The 16,859-nt window shown below is 60.3% G+C and carries 16 protein-coding genes and 1 riboswitch; of the genes, 10 read left to right on the top strand and 6 right to left on the bottom strand.

Features of this window, described 5'->3' with window-relative positions:
• The first annotated feature begins 46 nt into the window (after window positions 1-46).
• The 7 genes from lgt to HNP33_RS11250 all read left to right on the top strand — a co-directional run bounded on the left by lgt (window position 47) and on the right by HNP33_RS11250 (window position 8,058).
• Complete coding sequence (gene lgt / locus HNP33_RS11280; protein ID WP_184708391.1) at window positions 47-868, top strand: prolipoprotein diacylglyceryl transferase; 822 nt, start codon at window positions 47-49, stop codon at window positions 866-868.
• 133 nt (window positions 869-1,001) lie between these two features.
• On the top strand, window positions 1,002-1,781 hold the full coding sequence (locus HNP33_RS11275) for a transporter substrate-binding domain-containing protein (RefSeq protein WP_184708393.1): 780 nt from the start codon (window positions 1,002-1,004) through the stop codon (window positions 1,779-1,781).
• A gap of 275 nt (window positions 1,782-2,056) precedes the next feature.
• Window positions 2,057-2,725: a GntR family transcriptional regulator gene (locus HNP33_RS11270; protein ID WP_184708395.1), complete on the top strand. Its 669-nt coding sequence runs from the start codon at window positions 2,057-2,059 to the stop codon at window positions 2,723-2,725.
• Window positions 2,726-2,781: 56 nt separating this feature from the next.
• Entirely contained in the window at window positions 2,782-4,212 is a 1,431-nt protein-coding gene (locus HNP33_RS11265) for a malonyl-CoA decarboxylase (protein WP_184708508.1), read from the top strand.
• 283 nt (window positions 4,213-4,495) lie between these two features.
• Window positions 4,496-5,518: a Bug family tripartite tricarboxylate transporter substrate binding protein gene (locus HNP33_RS11260; RefSeq protein WP_418903838.1), complete on the top strand. Its 1,023-nt coding sequence runs from the start codon at window positions 4,496-4,498 to the stop codon at window positions 5,516-5,518.
• 127 nt (window positions 5,519-5,645) lie between these two features.
• Entirely contained in the window at window positions 5,646-6,437 is a 792-nt protein-coding gene (locus HNP33_RS11255) for an enoyl-CoA hydratase/isomerase family protein (protein WP_184708397.1), read from the top strand.
• Window positions 6,438-6,501: 64 nt separating this feature from the next.
• Entirely contained in the window at window positions 6,502-8,058 is a 1,557-nt protein-coding gene (locus HNP33_RS11250) for a malonate--CoA ligase (RefSeq protein ID WP_184708399.1), read from the top strand.
• 183 nt (window positions 8,059-8,241) lie between these two features.
• Here HNP33_RS11250 and HNP33_RS11245 read toward each other — a convergent pair whose 3' ends face one another.
• A complete protein-coding gene (locus HNP33_RS11245; RefSeq protein ID WP_184708401.1) occupies window positions 8,242-8,685 on the bottom strand; it encodes a universal stress protein in 444 nt (147 codons plus the stop codon).
• 140 nt (window positions 8,686-8,825) lie between these two features.
• On the bottom strand, window positions 8,826-9,548 hold the full coding sequence (gene fnr, locus HNP33_RS11240; protein ID WP_184708403.1) for a fumarate/nitrate reduction transcriptional regulator Fnr: 723 nt from the start codon (window positions 9,546-9,548) through the stop codon (window positions 8,826-8,828).
• Window positions 9,549-9,704: 156 nt separating this feature from the next.
• Here fnr and hemN point away from each other — a divergent pair, with 156 nt between their 5' ends.
• On the top strand, window positions 9,705-11,087 hold the full coding sequence (gene hemN, locus HNP33_RS11235) for an oxygen-independent coproporphyrinogen III oxidase (protein ID WP_184708405.1): 1,383 nt from the start codon (window positions 9,705-9,707) through the stop codon (window positions 11,085-11,087).
• Between the two features lie 98 nt (window positions 11,088-11,185).
• Here the strand turns inward: hemN and HNP33_RS11230 are convergent, their stop codons facing one another.
• The 4 genes from HNP33_RS11230 to HNP33_RS11215 all read right to left on the bottom strand — a co-directional run bounded on the left by HNP33_RS11230 (window position 11,186) and on the right by HNP33_RS11215 (window position 13,096).
• Window positions 11,186-12,001 carry a sulfite exporter TauE/SafE family protein gene (locus HNP33_RS11230; protein ID WP_184708407.1) on the bottom strand — a complete coding sequence of 272 codons (816 nt, stop codon included), beginning with the start codon at window positions 11,999-12,001 and terminating at the stop codon, window positions 11,186-11,188.
• Between the two features lie 288 nt (window positions 12,002-12,289).
• Window positions 12,290-12,505 (bottom strand): hypothetical protein, encoded by a 216-nt coding sequence (locus tag HNP33_RS11225; protein WP_184708409.1) that lies wholly within the window; start codon window positions 12,503-12,505, stop codon window positions 12,290-12,292.
• A gap of 1 nt (window position 12,506) precedes the next feature.
• Entirely contained in the window at window positions 12,507-12,881 is a 375-nt protein-coding gene (locus HNP33_RS11220; RefSeq protein ID WP_184708411.1) for a cell division protein ZapA, read from the bottom strand.
• Window positions 12,878-13,096 carry a PspA/IM30 family protein gene (locus HNP33_RS11215; RefSeq protein ID WP_184708413.1) on the bottom strand — a complete coding sequence of 73 codons (219 nt, stop codon included), beginning with the start codon at window positions 13,094-13,096 and terminating at the stop codon, window positions 12,878-12,880. The genes HNP33_RS11220 and HNP33_RS11215 overlap by 4 nt, the downstream gene beginning before the upstream one ends.
• A 36-nt stretch (window positions 13,097-13,132) precedes the next feature.
• Window positions 13,133-13,382, top strand: a riboswitch (cobalamin riboswitch).
• Between the two features lie 188 nt (window positions 13,383-13,570).
• On the opposite strand from HNP33_RS11215, the gene HNP33_RS11210 reads away from it, so the two are divergent.
• Window positions 13,571-15,364, top strand: a complete 1,794-nt coding sequence (locus HNP33_RS11210; RefSeq protein WP_233464495.1) for a TonB-dependent receptor domain-containing protein — start codon at window positions 13,571-13,573, stop codon at window positions 15,362-15,364.
• A 32-nt stretch (window positions 15,365-15,396) separates the two neighbouring features.
• Window positions 15,397-16,851, top strand: a complete 1,455-nt coding sequence (locus HNP33_RS11205; RefSeq protein ID WP_184708416.1) for a cobyrinate a,c-diamide synthase — start codon at window positions 15,397-15,399, stop codon at window positions 16,849-16,851.
• Window positions 16,852-16,859 lie beyond the last annotated feature (8 nt).

The following is a 16,859-nucleotide window of genomic DNA, read 5'->3' as shown; positions in this document are numbered from 1 at the left end:
ACACGTTCTCATGGGGCGGCAAAAGTTCTACGGCACAATGCCTGCCATGCTGATGTATCCCCAATTTGATCCCATCGCCATCAAGATCGGCCCGCTGGCCGTGCATTGGTATGGCCTGACCTACCTGGTGGCCTTTGGCCTGTTCCTGCTGCTGGGTATTCGCCGCCTCAAGGATCAGCCTTTCGCATCAATCACCACACCATCGCGCTGGGTGCGCAAGGATGTGGAAGATATTTTGTTCTATGGTGTGCTGGGTGTGATTGCAGGCGGGCGCCTGGGTTACTGCCTGTTCTACAAACCGGGGTACTACCTGAGCCACCCGCTGGAAGTGTTTGCCATCTGGCAAGGCGGCATGAGCTTTCATGGCGGCCTGATTGGCGTGATCGTGTCCATGCTGCTGTTTGCCAGGCTCAAGGGGCGGCCTTGGCTGCAGGTGGCGGATTTCGTCGCTCCTTGTATTCCGCTGGGCCTGGCATCGGGCCGTATTGGCAACTTCATCAATGGCGAGTTGTGGGGCCGCTTTGCCAGCCCTGAGCTGCCTTGGGCCATGGTGTTTCCGCAAAGCGGGTCGATGCTGCCGCGCCACCCCTCGCAGATCTACCAGTTTCTGCTGGAAGGCGTGCTGCTGTTCGTGCTGCTGTGGTGGTATTCGCGCAAGTCGCGCGCAGAGGGGCAGGTGGCAGGCGCCTTCATGGTGGGATATGGCGTGCTGCGCTTCATTGCCGAGTACTTCCGCGAGCCAGACGATTTTCTGGGTCTGCTCTCGCTAGGCATGAGCATGGGCCAGTGGCTGTGCGTTCCCATGGTGCTGTTTGGCCTCTTTTTGTGGAACCGTGGCCGAGGCCAGCCCATTGCGGATGCGGCATGACAAACGCGTGGCGGGCGCCTGGCCGGCACTATACTGACCGTTTGTTTCAAACAAAGGCTGCCGTGCGCGGACCTGTCAATGGCTGCGTCAATGGCACCATCCCCCTCATACGTCTAGTTCTTGGAGTCGTGGAATGAAGAAAGTTTTGGCTGTTACCCTGGCTGCCTGTGCGCTGATGGGCCTGTCTGCAAAGGCGTCGGCCCAGCAGGATCTGAAGGTGGCTGTCGATCTGTCGTACGAACCCTTCACCTACAAGCTGCCGTCGGGTCAGCCCGCAGGTTTTGACATCGACATCGCCAACGCGGTGTGTGAGCAGATCAAGCGCAAGTGCGTGTTTGTTGAGCAGGTGTGGGATGGCATGATTCCCGGGCTGCAGGCCAAGAAATACGATGTGATCATCAGCTCCATGGCCAAGACCGAGGATCGCGCCCGCGTGGTGGATTTCACCAACAAGTACTACCACACCGGTGCCCGCGTCGTGATGCCCAAGGGCTTCAAGTACACCGGCCCCGAGTCGCTCAAGGGCAAGAAGATCGGGGTGCTCAAGGCCAGCATTCAGGAGAAATGGGCGCTCGCCTATCTGAAGCCTGCAGGCGCCGAAGTGGTGTCCTACCCGGGTCGTGATCCTGTGTACCTCGACATCAACTCGGGCCGCCTCGATGGCTCAGTGGCCGACAGCGTGGAAATTGCCTATGGTTTCCTGAAAAAGCCTGAAGGCCAGAAGTTCGAATTCGTCAGCGACACCCTGGTCGACAAGAAGATTTTTGGCGAAGGTGCAAGCATCGCCCTGCGCAAGGGCCAGCCAGAGCTGAAAAAAGAACTGAACGACGCGATCGCTGCGATTCGCGCCAACGGCACCTACAAGAAGATCGCCGACAAGTACTTTGATTTTGATCCTTACGGCAAGGACTGATCTTTCATCGCTCATTCCCAAGCAGGCCTTTGTGCCTGCTTTTTTTATTGCCAGGGCCATTCAAAGCCTAAGGCCGGATCCGAGCTGGTTGGGCAACGGTAACAGTGGGGACTTGGTGTAAATACGCAATCCAGAATGCTGTGTTATTTTTCATAATTACAGCAGCCGCACGCAATAGTTGCTGAGTTCGACATGCCCGTGCATACCGCCGCTCGCATGTCTGGACAGAGTTTCCTGCCGTCGCGGATTCCGCATTGTCTTGAGGAAGCACGTAAATGGCCACAGCCGCGCAACCCTTGCATGACACCGTCGCTACCCAGGTGCGCGACCTCATTTTTGCGGGTGCCCTGGAGCCTGGCGAGCTGCTGGATGAGAAGGCCCTGTGCGATCAGCTGGAGGTGTCACGCACGCCATTGCGCGAGGCGCTCAAGCTGCTGGTGTCGGAGGGCTTGCTTCGACATGAACCGCGCCGGGGCTGCTTTGTTGAGAGGATCACCGACCGTGACCTCGACGACATCTTTCCGGTGATTGCCCTGCTTGAAGGGCGGGCCGCGTTTGAAGCCACCCACAAGCTGAGCGCTGCGGACCGCGCCGTGCTCGACGTGATGCACGAGCAGCTCACCCACTGCGCCCAATCGGGTGATATCGCGGGCTATTACCGCATGAACCACCAGATTCACGAGGCTTTCATCACATTGGCCGATAACCGTTGGCTAGCGCAGACCATTGCCGATCTGCGCCGTATCCTGCGGCTGGCACGTTTGCAGCAGCTCAGCGCGCCCGGTCGCCTCGCGGGCAGCCTGCAGGAGCACCTCCATATTTACGAAGCCATGGTGGCGGGCAATGCCGACGCCGCCGAGCAAGCCATGCGCAACCATTTGCTGCAGCAGCGCAAGGCTCTGCAGCGTATGACCACCCTGTCCCTGTCAAGAATTGCCTTATGACCAAGACCTCTGAATCCACTGAAACCGCAGCAAGCACTGCCTCCGATATCGGGGCAATGGCCTCCGGTTGGTTGCAAAAAAGTGCGGCTTGGTTGCGCTCAGTCGGCATTCCTGCCGAGCTGGGCAACGATGCCCCCGAAGGGGGGCGCAACACGACCGAGCGCCTCAAAGCCACCCTGCGCCGTGGAGCCGAGGCTCTGTCGCCGCGCGAGCTGCGCCGTGTGTTGGCCGATCTGCAAGGGGCTGCTGCCAGTGAGGTGAGCGATGTGGAGGGAGGGCGCCTGGCCGAGCAGGTGATGCAGTGGTATGCCGGTGCGGCACCGGCGGAGCGGCAGGATCTGTGGCGCTTGCTGTGCGAGCAATTTGTTCCTGATGTGGCCAAGATTCAGCAGGCGCGTCAGCGTTATGAAGACGCGCTGGGCACGTCTGGCATGGGCGCCGCCGAAAAACATCTGCGCCGCGCCTTGCTGACACCGCGCATGCGCCTGTTGCAGCGCTTTGCCGTGCCGCCACAGGGTATGCGTTTTTTGCTGGATCTGCGAGCCGATCTGCTGCCGCTGCTCAAAACCGAGGAATGGCTCGGTACGCTCGATGCCGATCTGGAGTACCTGTTCTCCACCTGGTTTGATGTGGCGTTTCTGGAAATGCGCAGCCTCAACTGGGATTCGCCCGCATCGCTGCTGGAAAAACTCATCAAATACGAAGCGGTGCACGATATCCGCAGCTGGGCCGATCTGAAAAACCGGCTCGACAGCGACCGCCGCTGCTATGGCTTCTTCCACCCACGCCTGCCGGGCGAGCCACTGATCTTTGTGGAGGTGGCGCTGGTCGGCAAGATGTCCGATTCCATCACGCCGCTGCTGGACGAAGCGGCTGCCGCGGCCGATCTGACCAAGGCGAGCACGGCCATCTTCTATTCCATCAGCAACACCCAGACAGGATTGCGCGGCGTGAGCTTTGGCGATTCGCTCATCAAGAACGTGGTGGAGCAGCTGCTGCAGGAGTTTCCCAAGCTGCGCACCTTTGCGACCCTCTCGCCGATTCCAGGTTTTCGCCACTGGCTGGGCAAGCATGCAGACTCCGTCTGGGAAAGCGCAGACAAGCGCCTTCGGGCAGATCTGGCAAAAGCGGTGGGCAATGAGGCATTGGACAGTGCGCAATGGTTGGCTGTGTATGACAAGCCCACCGAGCTTGCGGCAGATAGCGCGCAGGCCAAGCTGCTGATCCACGCAGCTGCTGTTTACCTGGGCAAGACCATGGAGCAGGGCCGGCCTGTGGATCCGGTGGCGCGTTTCCACCTGGGCAATGGCGCTCGGGTGGAGCGGCTCAACTGGGCAGGCGACCCATCAGCCAAAGGCGTCAAGCAATCCTATGGGTTGATGGTGAACTACCTGTATGACTTGAAGCGCCTGGACAAACACCGCAGCCTGCTGGCCCAAGGCAAGGTGCCGGTATCACCGGCTGTTGAATCACAGGCCAAGGCCTGAACTGGTTTGTGAAAGCATGGTGTGCTGATTCAAAAACAATAGCTGATTGTGCTTGCTTTTATTGGGTTTTCAATGAAAAAAGGCTTCAAATCCAACAACCGCAAGCGCGCAGCTCTCATTGGTGAATGATTGGTTGCAATTTGCCCTTTGAGGCAATGAAGAAGGAGCATCGAAGCTGGCCCATCCATCCGCCGGGCTGGCCTGGTAGTGCAGGAGACAGGCTGCAGCAGAGAGCCGGGACAGGTTCCACCACGCTGTAGCAAAAAATAGCAAGGAGACAAATATGAGCAAGTGCAATCCCGGGATTCATTTCCACCCCTTGCCGCGTCGGCAGTTCCTGGGCCAGATGGCCGCAGGCATGGCGGCTGGCGGCCTGCCGCTATGGGCAATGGCGGAACCGGCCAAAGACTGGCCAAGCAAGCCGGTCACCTGGGTCGTTCCCTTTCCTGCCGGCGGTGGCACGGATGCGTTCGCGCGTCCGCTGTCCTCGCAGTTCTCCAAGACCACCGGCAAAACCCTGGTCATCGACAACAAGGGCGGCGCGGGTGGCACCCTGGGGGCCAGTTATGCGGCGCGCCAGCCGCACGATGGCTACACCTTTTTCATGGGCGGCACGCACCATGTGATCGCGCCCTCCGTCTACCCCAAGCTCGATTACGACATTCAAAAGGATCTGGTGCCACTGGCCCTGTTGGCGACAGTGCCGCAGGTACTGGTCATCAATCCCAAGAAACTCCCGATCAAGAACATGCAGGAGTTGTTGGCCCAGCTCAGGGCCAACCCCGGAAAGATGACATTCGCATCGGCAGGTGCGGGCTCCAGCCACCACTTGGCGGGCGAGTTGTTCAAGATACAAAGCAAGACCGACATCATGCATGTGCCCTACAAAGGGGCTGGGCCGGCACTGCAGGATTTGATAGCGGGCAATGTGGACATGCTGTTTGACGGCCTGGGCTCATCGGCCGCGCACATTGCTGCAGGCCGCATCAAATGCCTGATGGTGGCAGGTGACAAGCGCAACCCTTCGCTGCCCGATGTGCCTTGCGCTGCTGAAGTGGGGCTGCCCGACTACAACGTCACTACCTGGTATGGCCTGTGGGCCATCAAGGGTACCTCGCCCGAAGTGCAGGCCCGCATGGTGGAAGAGGTCAAGCGAATGGGGGCTTCTGAAGAAATCAAAGCGGTCTGGGCGAAAAACGGTGCGGACTATGGCAGCATGACGCAGCCGCAATTTGCGACCTTTGTGAATGAAGAGGTCAAGCGCTGGGCGGCGGTGGTCAAGGCCTCCGGCGCCAAGATCGAATAAAGGCATGCATTCCAATTTTTCATCAACCAATGGTGAAAAGGCAAGGTGAAGGCTTGGTAGACACGCTGCCAGCGAAGCCAGTAGGCCATTGTTAGATGCGGAAATGGAATCACACTGGAGTGGGGTGATGACAGGTCAGATCAGGCAGGAGACATGGGTGTCGGCGGATGGCCGGGCCCATGCGCACACCGTGCGCGTGGTGCTCAGCCATCCGGGCAAGCTTAATGCCATGTCGCGCGGCATGTGGCGCGCATTGCGCTCCGTTTTTGAGAGCTTGCAGCGCAATTCAGATGTGCGTTGCATTGTGATTGAAGGCGAAGGGGATGCGTTCTGTGCTGGCGGAGACATCTCGGAATACGAGAGCTTTCGCTTCGCACCCGAAACCCTGGCAGCGTTTCACGAAGGCGAAGTCTGGACCGCCCTGGATGCCATGCTCCGCTGCGACGTTCCCATCATCGCAGCCATCCGCGGCGCCTGCATGGGCGCCGGGGTAGAGATTGCCAGTTGCTGTGACATCCGCATTGCCGCCACCAATGCCAGGTTTGGCGCACCCATTGCCAAGTTGGGCTTTCCGATGGCACCCAAGGAAGCTGCGCTGGTGGCCAGCCAGGTGGGAGCGATGAAAGCCCGGCAGATGCTGCTCGAAGCAGCGGTGTTTGATGCGGACCAGATGCAGACCGCCGGTTTTGTCAGCCGCTGCACAGACCCTGACGCCCTGGCTGCGCATGTTGCCGAAACCGTGCAGCGCGTGGCAAGCCTCGCCCCCCAGGCTGCGCGGCTCAACAAACAGACCTTGCGCGCGCTGGCGGCAGGCGACATGGCGGCACCCGCTCTGTCACAACCCTATGCCTATGCCGATTCCACCGAGCACCGCGAGGGCATTGCTGCCTTTGTGGGCAAGCGTGCTCCCCGATTTTAACGGCGCCTGCCAAGACGCCCAAGGCGCCCATGACGTCCATGACCTAACCAACCCAGAGACAGACATGAAAAACGACAACTTGTTTAGCGCGCTGCGCGCAGCCTTTCCCCAAGACCTGGATACGATCGCAGTGGAGACCACATCGGCCAGTGGTGAGCCGCTGAACTACAGCTGGCGCGACCTCGACCGCATGAGTGCCCGCATCGCCAATCTGTTGGGCAGCCTGAACATCCCCTCTGGCAGCCGCGTGGCGGTGCAGGTGGAAAAATCGGTGGAAGCGATGGCGCTGTACCTGGCCACCCTGCGTGCGGGCTACGTTTTCCTGCCCCTGAACACCGCCTACCAAAGTGCCGAGATCGAGTATTTCATCACCAATGCCGAACCGGCCGTGGTGGTGTGTTCGCCGCAGAACTTTGGCTGGGTGTCCAAGATTGCCTTCCAGTGCGGCACGCAAAGCGTGTTCACACTGGGCGATGACCGCAGCGGCACCCTGCTGGAGCGCGCCGTGCACTGTGCCGACACGCACGAGCCCGCCGTCAGGCAGTCCGATGACATGGCTGCCATCCTGTACACCAGTGGCACTACCGGGCGCAGCAAGGGCGCCATGCTGAGCCATGGCAATCTGCTCAGCAACGCGGTGATGCTGAAAGACTATTGGGGCTGGAGGGCGGGCGATGTGCTGATCCATGCACTGCCAATCTTTCATGTGCATGGCCTCTTCGTTGCCATCCATGCGGCGCTGCTCAATGGCAGCAAGATGCTCTGGTTCTCCAAATTCGAGCCCAAGGCCGTGATCGCGGCGATGGAGCGCGCTACCGTTTTCATGGGCGTGCCCACCCTGTATGTACGCATGCTGGCCGAGCCTTCGCTCACCAAGACCGCGACCCGGAACATGCGCCTCTTCATCTCCGGCTCCGCACCGCTGCTGATCGAAACCTTCCGTGAATGGCAGGAGCGCACCGGCCATACCATTCTGGAGCGCTATGGCATGAGCGAAACCATCATGCTTGTCTCCAACCCCTATCGCGCCGACAGCCGCTATGACGGGCAGGATGAGCGGCGCGGCGGTACTGTCGGCTTTCCTCTGCCGGGTGTGGGCGTGCGTGTGCAGGGCGACGATGGCCAGCCGGTGCCGGTAGGTGAGATCGGCAATATCCAGGTGCGAGGCCCCAATGTCTTCAGTGGCTACTGGCGCATGCCCGAAAAGACCGCCGAAGAGTTCACGAAGGATGCCTGGTTCAAGACGGGCGATGTCGGCAAGGTGGATGCGCGCGGCTACGTGACCATTGTGGGCCGCAGCAAGGATTTGATCATCTCAGGCGGATACAACGTCTATCCTGCAGAGATCGAGGGCTTCATCAACGAACTGCCCGGAGTGGCGGAAAGCGCCCTGGTCGGCGTGCCGCACCCTGATTTCGGTGAAGTGGGAGTGGCCGTGGTCATTGCCAAGCCGGGCCAGATGGCAGATGCGGAAGGCATCATTGCCACGCTCAAAAAGCAGTTGGCCAATTTCAAGATTCCCAAGCGCTGCTTTGTCGTGAACGAGCTGCCGCGCAATACCATGGGCAAGGTGCAAAAGAACCTGCTGCGCGCGCAGTACCAGGATCTATTCAAAGGCTGAAAGGCCTGTGTGCCTTCAAGCCCGAGGAATGAAGGCTGTCGGCGCCACCAAGCAAAAGAGAAGGCTCAAAGCCTTCTCTTTTTTCTGAGTGGACGGCACTTCAATCTGCCATTCACTTCGCTACTGACAACAAAGTACCTGTCCTTGTCCTACTTTGAGCAGCAAGCCAGATTTGCCCGAAACTCAGCGCAGTACGAGCACCGGAATCGTGGCATGCGTGAGTACATGCTGGGTTTCGCTGCCCAGCAGCAGGCGCTTGATGCCACGGTAGCCGTGCGAAGCCATGACGATCAGGTCACAGTGTTCTTTTTCAGCGGTCTTGAGCAATGACTCGGCTACTAGGTCGGACTGCACCACGACACCTTTGACCGGCACACCAGCCGCAGTGCCCTGGGCCACCACCTTGTCGACCACGGCCTGGGCTGCATCGAGCCAGCTTTGCTGGATTCGCTCCACCTCTTTGACGTCGACGATTGCGCTGCCTTCAAAATAGCTGCGCGGGTAGTTGGGAGAAATATTGACCACGGTGATCTGGGTCTGCCCCAGCTTGGCGAGTGCCAGTGCGTGTTGCACGGCCTTGTCGGACAGCTCGGATCCGTCGGTGGCGAGCAGGATATGGTTGTACATCTGCAGCTCCTTTCGAGTGGGCAACCGAGGTGGTTGCATGTATTGACCTTACCGCATTGAGGCCCGGGCCGCCATGCCCTGAGCCAGAACCGGCAATGGCAGCATGTGTTTGCGGTTTGCAGGGCGATGAGTGGATGAAATCAGGCCGCGCACTGCTGGCTGTTGATCATGCTCTGCAGCTTGTGGGTATCGAGGATGCGTACATGACGCTGCTTGACTTCGATGACGCCATCGTCTGCAAATTTGGAGAAAGTGCGGCTCACGGTTTCCAGCTTCAGGCCCAGATAGCTGCCGATCTCTTCCCGCGTCATGCGCAAAATCAGCTCGGACTGCGAGAAGCCGCGTGCATGCAGACGCTGCACCAGATTAAGCAGGAATGCGGCCAGGCGTTCTTCGGCACGCATGCTGCCCAGCAGCAGCATCACGCCATGCTCACGCACGATCTCACGGCTCATCACCTTGTGCACATGGTGCTGCAGGGCATTCACTTCGCGCGACAACTCTTCCAGCTTCGAGTAGGGCATGACGCAGACTTCTGCATCTTCCAGTGCAATCGCATCGCACGAATGCTGGTCGTTGACGATACCGTCAAGCCCAATGATTTCGCCGGCCATTTGAAAGCCGGTGACCTGGTCACGGCCATCTTCAGTGGCCACACTGGTCTTGAAAAACCCGGTGCGGATCGCGTACAGCGACGTAAAAGCCTCACCATTGCGAAACAGCGCGCCTCCGCGTTTGATCTTGCGGCGCGTGGCCACCATTTCGTCGATTCGATCCATCTGTTCGGAAGACAGGCCCACGGGCATGCACAGCTCTCGCAGGTTGCAGTTGGAGCAGACCACTTTGATTGTGTTGGCTGTCATGAGTCAGTATCCGTTTACAAAAAAGATCGCGCGGGAGGGCAGCGGTTATTGGAATGCATCCATTGTCTACGGAGTCAAAAAAATCACTCTTGATGTAAGTCAAGGACGTAGACAGCTGCTTGCGGCACATTGGGGCATCCGCACGGAATTGAGAACATGATTTCCCTGACCCCCGATTTGTTACGCCGGTTCGATGTGCCAGGCCCCCGTTACACTTCGTATCCTACCGCAGACCGATTTGTTGAAGCCTTTGGTGCGAATGGCTACAAACAGGCCTTGGAGCAACGGCGGACCGGATTGGGAACCCGCCTTGTGCCCTTGTCGCTGTATGTGCACATTCCGTTTTGCGAATCGCTGTGCTATTACTGCGCCTGTAACAAGATCATCACCAGGCACGCCGAGCGAGCCGACGAATACCTTGATTATCTGGAGCGCGAGCTGAGTTTGCAACTGGCCTATTGCCCGGGGCGCCAGCTTGTCAGCCAGCTGCACCTGGGAGGCGGCTCGCCTACCTTCCTCTCCGATGCAGGGCTTTCACGCCTGATGGACATGATCAAAAGCCGATTTGATCTGCAGCCAGGGGGGGAGTATTCGATCGAGGTCGACCCGCGGACGGTGAGTGCAGCACGCCTCGCGCATCTGTTTCAATTGGGCTTCAACCGCCTGAGTTTTGGCGTTCAGGATTTTGACCCGCAGGTGCAAAAGGCAGTGCACCGCGAGCAACCCTCAGAGCAGGTTTTTGCCTTGATGGCGCAGGCGCGCGATATTGGCTTTGAATCCATCAACATCGATTTGATCTATGGCCTGCCTCACCAGACGCCCGCCAGTTTTGCCCGTACGATGGAGCAGGTTTGTCAGTTGCGGCCTGATCGTATTGCGTTGTATGCCTATGCGCATCTGCCTGAGCGCTTCAAACCCCAGCGCCGCATTGCCGTACAGGATCTTCCCAAACCGGTAGACAAGCTGACCATGCTGTCGCAGGCGCTGGATGCACTGCAGGCGGGCGGATACGTCTATGTGGGCATGGACCACTTCGCGCTGCCCGACGATGCCCTGGCCGTGGCCAAGCGCCAGGGGCGTTTGCACCGCAATTTTCAGGGTTACAGCACGCAGCCCGATTGCGATCTGCTGGCGCTGGGTGTGTCCGCCATTGGAAAGATAGGTGCCACCTACAGCCAGAACGCCAAGACGCTGGAAGAGTATTACGACCTGATCGACCAGGGGCAGATCCCGGTGGTGCGGGGGCTGGCGCTCTCACGCGATGACATGCTGCGCCGCTCCGTCATCATGGGCCTGATGTGCCAGGGCAGCCTGGTGATCGAATCGGTGGAGCAGGCCTGGTTGATCGATTTTCACCAGTACTTTGCGGCAGAGCTGGTGCAACTGCGCAGCATGCAGGAGCAGGGACTGGTTCAGATCACTGACGAAGCCATTTCTGTCACCGAGCTGGGCTGGTATTTTGTGCGCGGCGTAGCCATGGTGTTTGACAAGCACCTGCAGGCGGATCGTACCCGGGCCCGGTTCTCGAAGATCATTTAATACCTGCCAACATTACCCTCGATACATCGTTGCTTCGTCGGGGGGCCTCATCCCTGCAGCGAATCTTTGATTTGCCGGGGATAAGAGGCTCTTGCCGGCTACCAGGCCCTCAGGCTTTTGTAGAGCATGTAGACAGCCAGGCACAGTAGAATGCCGCCAAATATCTTTTTGAGCTGGGCGACCGGCAGGCGGTGTGCCGCTTTGGCGCCCAGCGGCGCGGTCAGTACGCTGCATACGGACACCGCCAGCAGGCCGGGCAGCCAGATATAGCCGAGCGAGTGGGGTGGCAGCCCCTGTACATGCAGCCCCGCCATCATGAAGCCCAGCACATTGGTCACGGCAATCGGGAAGCCCAGCGCAGCGCTGGTGGCCACTGCATTGTGAATGGGGACATTGCACCAGGTCATGAAAGGCACGCTGATGAAGGCGCCACCAGCGCCCACCAGCCCAGAGAGGCAGCCAATAAGGCCGCCAGCCGCCAATTGACCCGTTGCGCCGGGCATGGAGCGGGTGGCGGAGGGTTGGGGTTTGCGAAACATGCGCAGCGCCGAATAGCCGACAAACAGCCCGAAGAACAATCCCAGATACTGGCCTTTGAGCAGTGAAAAGATGCCCAGGCTGGCGACCAGACCGCCTGCCACGATGCCGGGCGCAAGGCGCCGGGCGATGTCCCAGCGCACCGCACCGCGCTGGTGGTGGGCGCGCACGCTGGAGATGGAGGTGAACATGATGGTTGCCATCGATGTGGCAATGGCCATTTTGATGGCCAGCTCTGGCGCAACGGCCTGGGTGCCCAGGATATAGGTCATGAAAGGCACCAACACCATCCCACCGCCGATGCCCAGCAGGCCCGCGAGAAAGCCTGTAATCAAGCCGATACACGAGAGTGGAAGCAGGACGATGGGATCAGTCATGGCGATCAGTATCCACCAGGGTTGCTGTGATGCGCTCAGTAAAAAGGCCACCTGAACCAGGTGGCCTGAAGCCCCGCCGCGGCGGAGAGGAGAAGTCGAAGGCAGCTGGTTTCATGCTTTTCATTGGGCCAGCCAAGCCGAAAACAGGTGTTCGCAGCGGATCCACCAGACCGTCATCCTGAACCGGGGGTTCAGGTGGGCAAGGGCAACCTGTCGTTGGGTTCATCTGACGCGAGACGATCACGCTCAACAGGTGATGTACCAAGCCCGTGCTCGTAGAGCATTGGTTCAAGGAACTATAAAGTCTGGCAGGGCTGCGAACGCCTCCATTGTACTGGTTGCCAGCGGCGGATGGCTGTAAAAAACCAATTCAATGTCCAAAGGCTGGGCAAAAACGATAGCGATAACTGCATACTGGCTTTGCGCCAGCGGCCAATTTTCCGCTAAAGGCTTGCATGCGGCAGCGATCTGGTGTTGAACGCGCAAGGCAGAGCCTTGCGCCATGCTATGCCGCCTGTGCGGGCTGACCGGTGGCTGCATCCAGCCGCTGCATGATGGATTGCAGGCGCGGCTCTTCCCAATCGAGTGACGCCTGGGAAGATGTGGGCTCGGCATGCTCTGGCTGCGCCGCCTGGTTGCGGGCTTGCTCGGCTTCTTGGCTCAGTTCGGTGTTCTGGGTTTTCAGATCGAGCAGATCAAAGGCCATGTTGAGGGCTGCCAGCACGGCGATGCGCTCGCGCCCACGGATCTTGCCGGTGTCGCGGATGCCGCACATGGCTTCGTCCACGTGCTTGACGGCGGCCATCAGCCGCTCTTCCTGGCCTTCGGGGCAGCCCAGCATATAGCTTTGCTGCATGATATGAACTTCAAGCTGCTTCATGATTCGTCCTGGTCAAAAGTCTTGGGCAGGCGTTCGATCAGCGCGTCAACGCGCGAGCGGGCGGCCGTCAGGCGCGATTGTAGGGAGTCGCGTTCATGGGTGAGGGTGTCAACCTGTTCCTGCAAGCTGGCATGCGCGCGTTGCAGTTGTTCGTAGCGGGTCAGCAAAGTTTCCACCCGCTCAAGCATCAGGTCCAAAGAAGGCGTAGTGACCATAGAGAGACAGTTTTATTAAAGCGCAACAGTAAAGACGATAAAATTGTACCCGTTGGTGCTCGCCACGGTGGTTCACATCCTGGCAGTTCAACGGGAAGCAGGGGAGTTCGCTTGTGCCCTACAAGCCATGCTCAACCTGCGCTGCCCCCGCAACGGTAAGCGATCGACGGTTTTGCGCCGTCCGCAGCCTGCACTTTAAGCCACTGGATACCTTGAACAAGTCTCTGGGAAGGCGCGCGCTGTGTCATCGTCAGCCCGGATACCGGCCAACACTGTGGATAGCGGTGCGCTGTAGAGTGCGCCGCTTCTGTTTTTCCCCATTTGCCGGCGGGGAGGCTGGCGCGGGGTACTTCATCGCCTGAGATGTAGATGCATTCCCATTCGCCAGTGGTGCGCCTGTGTGCGCCCGATTCTGCTATTGTTTTTTCTCCGCTTCACTCGGCGCGCACCCGCATTGCCGTGGCAGCAGCCCTGATGGCCGCCAGCATTTCTGTGCAGGCACAGACTGCGAATGAAACAGAGGGTAAAACCCTGGAGGCGATGGTAGTGACTGCCAATCGCATCGAGCAGCCGCTGTCCGATCTGACGGCCGATATGTCCATCATCGACAGCAAGACCATCGAGCGTCAGGGTCCCGGTGGCGTGGCCGATGTGCTGGCGCGTGTGCCGGGCATCCAGATGACCCGCAATGGCGGCCCGGGCACGAGCACCAGCGTGTTCATCCGCGGTGCCGAGACACGCTTTACCGCCGTGTACGTGGATGGGGTGCGTGTCGATTCGCAGTCCACCGGAGGCGCCTCGTGGCAAAACCTTCCGCTGGCGCTCATCGATCGCATCGAAGTGCTGCGTGGCCCGGCGGCGGCTGTGTATGGATCAGACGCCATGGGCGGCGTGGTGCAGATTTTCACCAAGAAGGGTGAGGGTGCGCCCAAGCCTTATGTCGGATTTGGCATAGGCAATCGTGGCACTTATACGGCCGAGGCCGGTATCTCTGGCGGCCAAGGCGCCTGGGACTATTCGATTGGCCTCAACCGCGCGCAATCGGATGGTTTCAATGCCCGCACCACCGCTACCGCCAACCCCGACAAGGATGGTTACCGCAACAACGCGGTCAACGCACGCCTGGGCTACCAGCTCAACCAGCAGCACCGGCTGGAAGCTACCATGATGGCCAGCAACATGAATTCGGGCTATGACGTCTCTCCCAAGGAAGATGACCGCAGCATCAACAAAATGTATGCGCTGGGCCTGAACTGGCAGGCCAAGTGGACCGATCACTACAGCACCAAGCTGCAGCTCACCCAATCGCGCGATTACTACGAGACCCGGCCGTCGCCCTATCAGACCGATACGCGCCTGCACAACTACCTGTTCCAGAACGAATGGCGTTACGGCGTCCATACCATGACGGCCGCGCTGGAGCGCCGCGAGGATTCGCTGGTGAATGGCAGCATTGACCGCGACCGCAGCCAGAATGCGCTGGCTCTGGGCTATGGCATGCACAGTGGCGCGCACACCGTGCAGCTCAATCTGCGCCGCGACGACGACAGCGAATTTGGCGGCAAGACCACGGGCAGCGCAGCCTATGGCTACGAATTTGCGCCCAACTGGCGCGCTACCGCAACCGTGGGGACGGCCTTCCGCGCTCCCACGCTGTACCAGCGCTTCAGCGAGTATGGCGACGCATCGCTCGCGCCGGAGAAAAGCAGGAATGCCGAATTGGGCCTGCGCTGGGCACAGGGAGCGGACAGCTTCTCTGCCACCGTGTACCGCAACAACGTCACCAACCTCATCAATTGGGTTGGCGGTACAGGCACTTGCAGTGGCAACAATGGGCCCTATGGCGGTTGCTACTCCAACGTCGGCAAGGCGCGCCTCGAAGGCATCACGCTGGCCGGCGCCACCAAGCTGGGCGAGTTCAACCTGCATGGCTCGGTGGATTTCCAGAACCCGCGCGACCAGACCACGGACAAATTGCTGGCGCGCCGTGCCAAGCGCTTTGCCACCCTCGGTGGCGACACGCGTGTGGCTGGCTGGACCCTCGGCGCTGAAATGCAGGCCACTGCCAAGCGCTACGACAACGCGGCCAACACCACTGTACTGGGTGGCTACACCTTGTTCAATCTGTCGGCCAGCACGCAGATTGCCAAGGATTTCAGCCTGATCGCCCGCATCAACAATCTGGCTGACAAGAAATACGAAACCGCACGTACGTACGCTTCGGAAGGCCGTAGCGCGTACATCGGCGTCAAGTGGATGCCCCAATAAGGGCATCCAGAACGTCAGGAGCAAACAGGGTGATGGATGCGTCTGTGAGCGGAGCCGATGGCGAGAAAACCGCCCGGTGCGTGGCGCTGCTGGTGGCGGCGCCCGCGTCCGGGCAGGGCAAGACGACGGTGACGGCGGCGCTGGCGCGTCTGCATGCGCGTGCCGGGCGGCGCGTGCAGGTATTCAAGTGCGGGCCTGATTTTCTTGACCCGCAATGGCACCGGCTGGCCAGCGGCGGCGATGTGCACACGCTCGACCGCTGGATGAGCGGCGAGCGCGATGTGCGTGCCCGACTGCACCAGGCAGCTCTTGGCCATGATGTGCTGCTGATCGAAGGTGTGATGGGATTGTTTGATGGCGAAAGCAGCGCCGCTGATCTGGCCAAATCCCTTGGCATATCGGTGGTCGTCGTCATCGACGCCTCGGCCATGGCTGGCACCTTTGGCGCCATTGCCTATGGCATGCAGCACTTTGATCCTGACATGAAGCTTGCCGGAGTGCTGGCCAATCGCGTAGCAAGCAACTACCACGGCGAACTGCTACGCGATGGCCTGCGCGACCCGGCGCTCTGGCTCGGGGCGATGTCCCAGGTGGCGCTGGCGGGTGGTGCCCCGCGCGCCAACCTGCTGCCGGAGCGCCACCTGGGCCTGGTGGCCGCCCAGGAGCTGCCCGATGCGCTGGAGCGGCTCGATGCAGCGGCCGATGCGCTGGCCCAGACGCCGTTGGGGCAACTGCCCTGGCCAGACTGGCAGCAGCGCTGGTCGGTGGATTTTGCGGCCCAGAACGATGCAGCCGAGTTGCCCGCACTGCTGGCTGGCCGCCGCATTGCCGTGGCACGTGATGCGGCCTTCAGCTTCATCTATGCGGCCAATCTGGAATGCTTGCGCGCCTTGGGGGCGGAGCTGGCATTTTTCTCGCCCATTGCGGGCGAGCGCCTGCCTGCGTGCGATGCCTTGTGGCTGCCCGGCGGCTACCCTGAGCTGCACCTGCAGGCCCTGCAAGCCAACGCCGGGCTGCAACTGGATCTGCAGGCGCATGTGGATCAAGGCAAACCCGTGTGGGCCGAATGCGGCGGCATGGTGGCGCTGGCCGAAGGCTTGACCGATCTGGAAGGCCGCTGGCACAGTCTGTGGAGCCTGCTGCCCGCGCAGGCGCGCATGCAGCAACGCCTGGCGGGCCTGGGCATGCAACAGTTGGCGACGCCCTGGGGCGTGCTGCGTGGCCACACTTTCCACTATTCACGCCTGGACAGTGGTGCGGGCCTGGTTGCGCGCAGCAGCCGGCCGGGCCAGGAGCCCGAAAGCGGCAAAGGGGAAGCGGTGTACTGCCATGGCAGCATCCATGCCAGCTATTTCCATGCGTGGTTCCCCTCCTGTCCGCAGGCCGTGGCGGCCCTGCTGGGGGCTGATGTACTGCAGACCCTGCAGCAAACTGCACAGCAGGGCTGGCCAGGTGTGTGTGCCGCATCGGCCGTCCAGACTGCATAAGATGGCGA

The sequence above is a fragment of the Comamonas odontotermitis genome, from assembly GCF_014207855.1.
Lineage (GTDB): Bacteria > Pseudomonadota > Gammaproteobacteria > Burkholderiales > Burkholderiaceae_C > Comamonas > Comamonas odontotermitis_A.
The sequence above is the reverse complement of the archived record's forward strand: the minus strand, read 5'-3'. Positions and strand labels throughout refer to the sequence as shown.

Excerpts from the sequence above, each read along its gene's own strand:
- lgt (WP_184708391.1), top strand. The coding sequence starts at position 47 with ATGCTGATGTATCCCCAATTTGATCCCATCGCCATCAAGATCGGCCCG.
- HNP33_RS11275 (WP_184708393.1), top strand. The coding sequence starts at position 1,002 with ATGAAGAAAGTTTTGGCTGTTACCCTGGCTGCCTGTGCGCTGATGGGC.
- HNP33_RS11270 (WP_184708395.1), top strand. The coding sequence starts at position 2,057 with ATGGCCACAGCCGCGCAACCCTTGCATGACACCGTCGCTACCCAGGTG.
- HNP33_RS11265 (WP_184708508.1), top strand. The coding sequence starts at position 2,782 with ATGGCCTCCGGTTGGTTGCAAAAAAGTGCGGCTTGGTTGCGCTCAGTC.
- HNP33_RS11260 (WP_418903838.1), top strand. The coding sequence starts at position 4,496 with ATGAGCAAGTGCAATCCCGGGATTCATTTCCACCCCTTGCCGCGTCGG.
- HNP33_RS11255 (WP_184708397.1), top strand. The coding sequence starts at position 5,646 with ATGACAGGTCAGATCAGGCAGGAGACATGGGTGTCGGCGGATGGCCGG.
- HNP33_RS11250 (WP_184708399.1), top strand. The coding sequence starts at position 6,502 with ATGAAAAACGACAACTTGTTTAGCGCGCTGCGCGCAGCCTTTCCCCAA.
- HNP33_RS11245 (WP_184708401.1), bottom strand. The coding sequence starts at position 8,685 with ATGTACAACCATATCCTGCTCGCCACCGACGGATCCGAGCTGTCCGAC.
- fnr (WP_184708403.1), bottom strand. The coding sequence starts at position 9,548 with ATGACAGCCAACACAATCAAAGTGGTCTGCTCCAACTGCAACCTGCGA.
- hemN (WP_184708405.1), top strand. The coding sequence starts at position 9,705 with ATGATTTCCCTGACCCCCGATTTGTTACGCCGGTTCGATGTGCCAGGC.
- HNP33_RS11230 (WP_184708407.1), bottom strand. The coding sequence starts at position 12,001 with ATGACTGATCCCATCGTCCTGCTTCCACTCTCGTGTATCGGCTTGATT.
- HNP33_RS11225 (WP_184708409.1), bottom strand. The coding sequence starts at position 12,505 with ATGGCGCAAGGCTCTGCCTTGCGCGTTCAACACCAGATCGCTGCCGCA.
- HNP33_RS11220 (WP_184708411.1), bottom strand. The coding sequence starts at position 12,881 with ATGAAGCAGCTTGAAGTTCATATCATGCAGCAAAGCTATATGCTGGGC.
- HNP33_RS11215 (WP_184708413.1), bottom strand. The coding sequence starts at position 13,096 with ATGGTCACTACGCCTTCTTTGGACCTGATGCTTGAGCGGGTGGAAACT.
- HNP33_RS11210 (WP_233464495.1), top strand. The coding sequence starts at position 13,571 with ATGGCCGCCAGCATTTCTGTGCAGGCACAGACTGCGAATGAAACAGAG.
- HNP33_RS11205 (WP_184708416.1), top strand. The coding sequence starts at position 15,397 with ATGGATGCGTCTGTGAGCGGAGCCGATGGCGAGAAAACCGCCCGGTGC.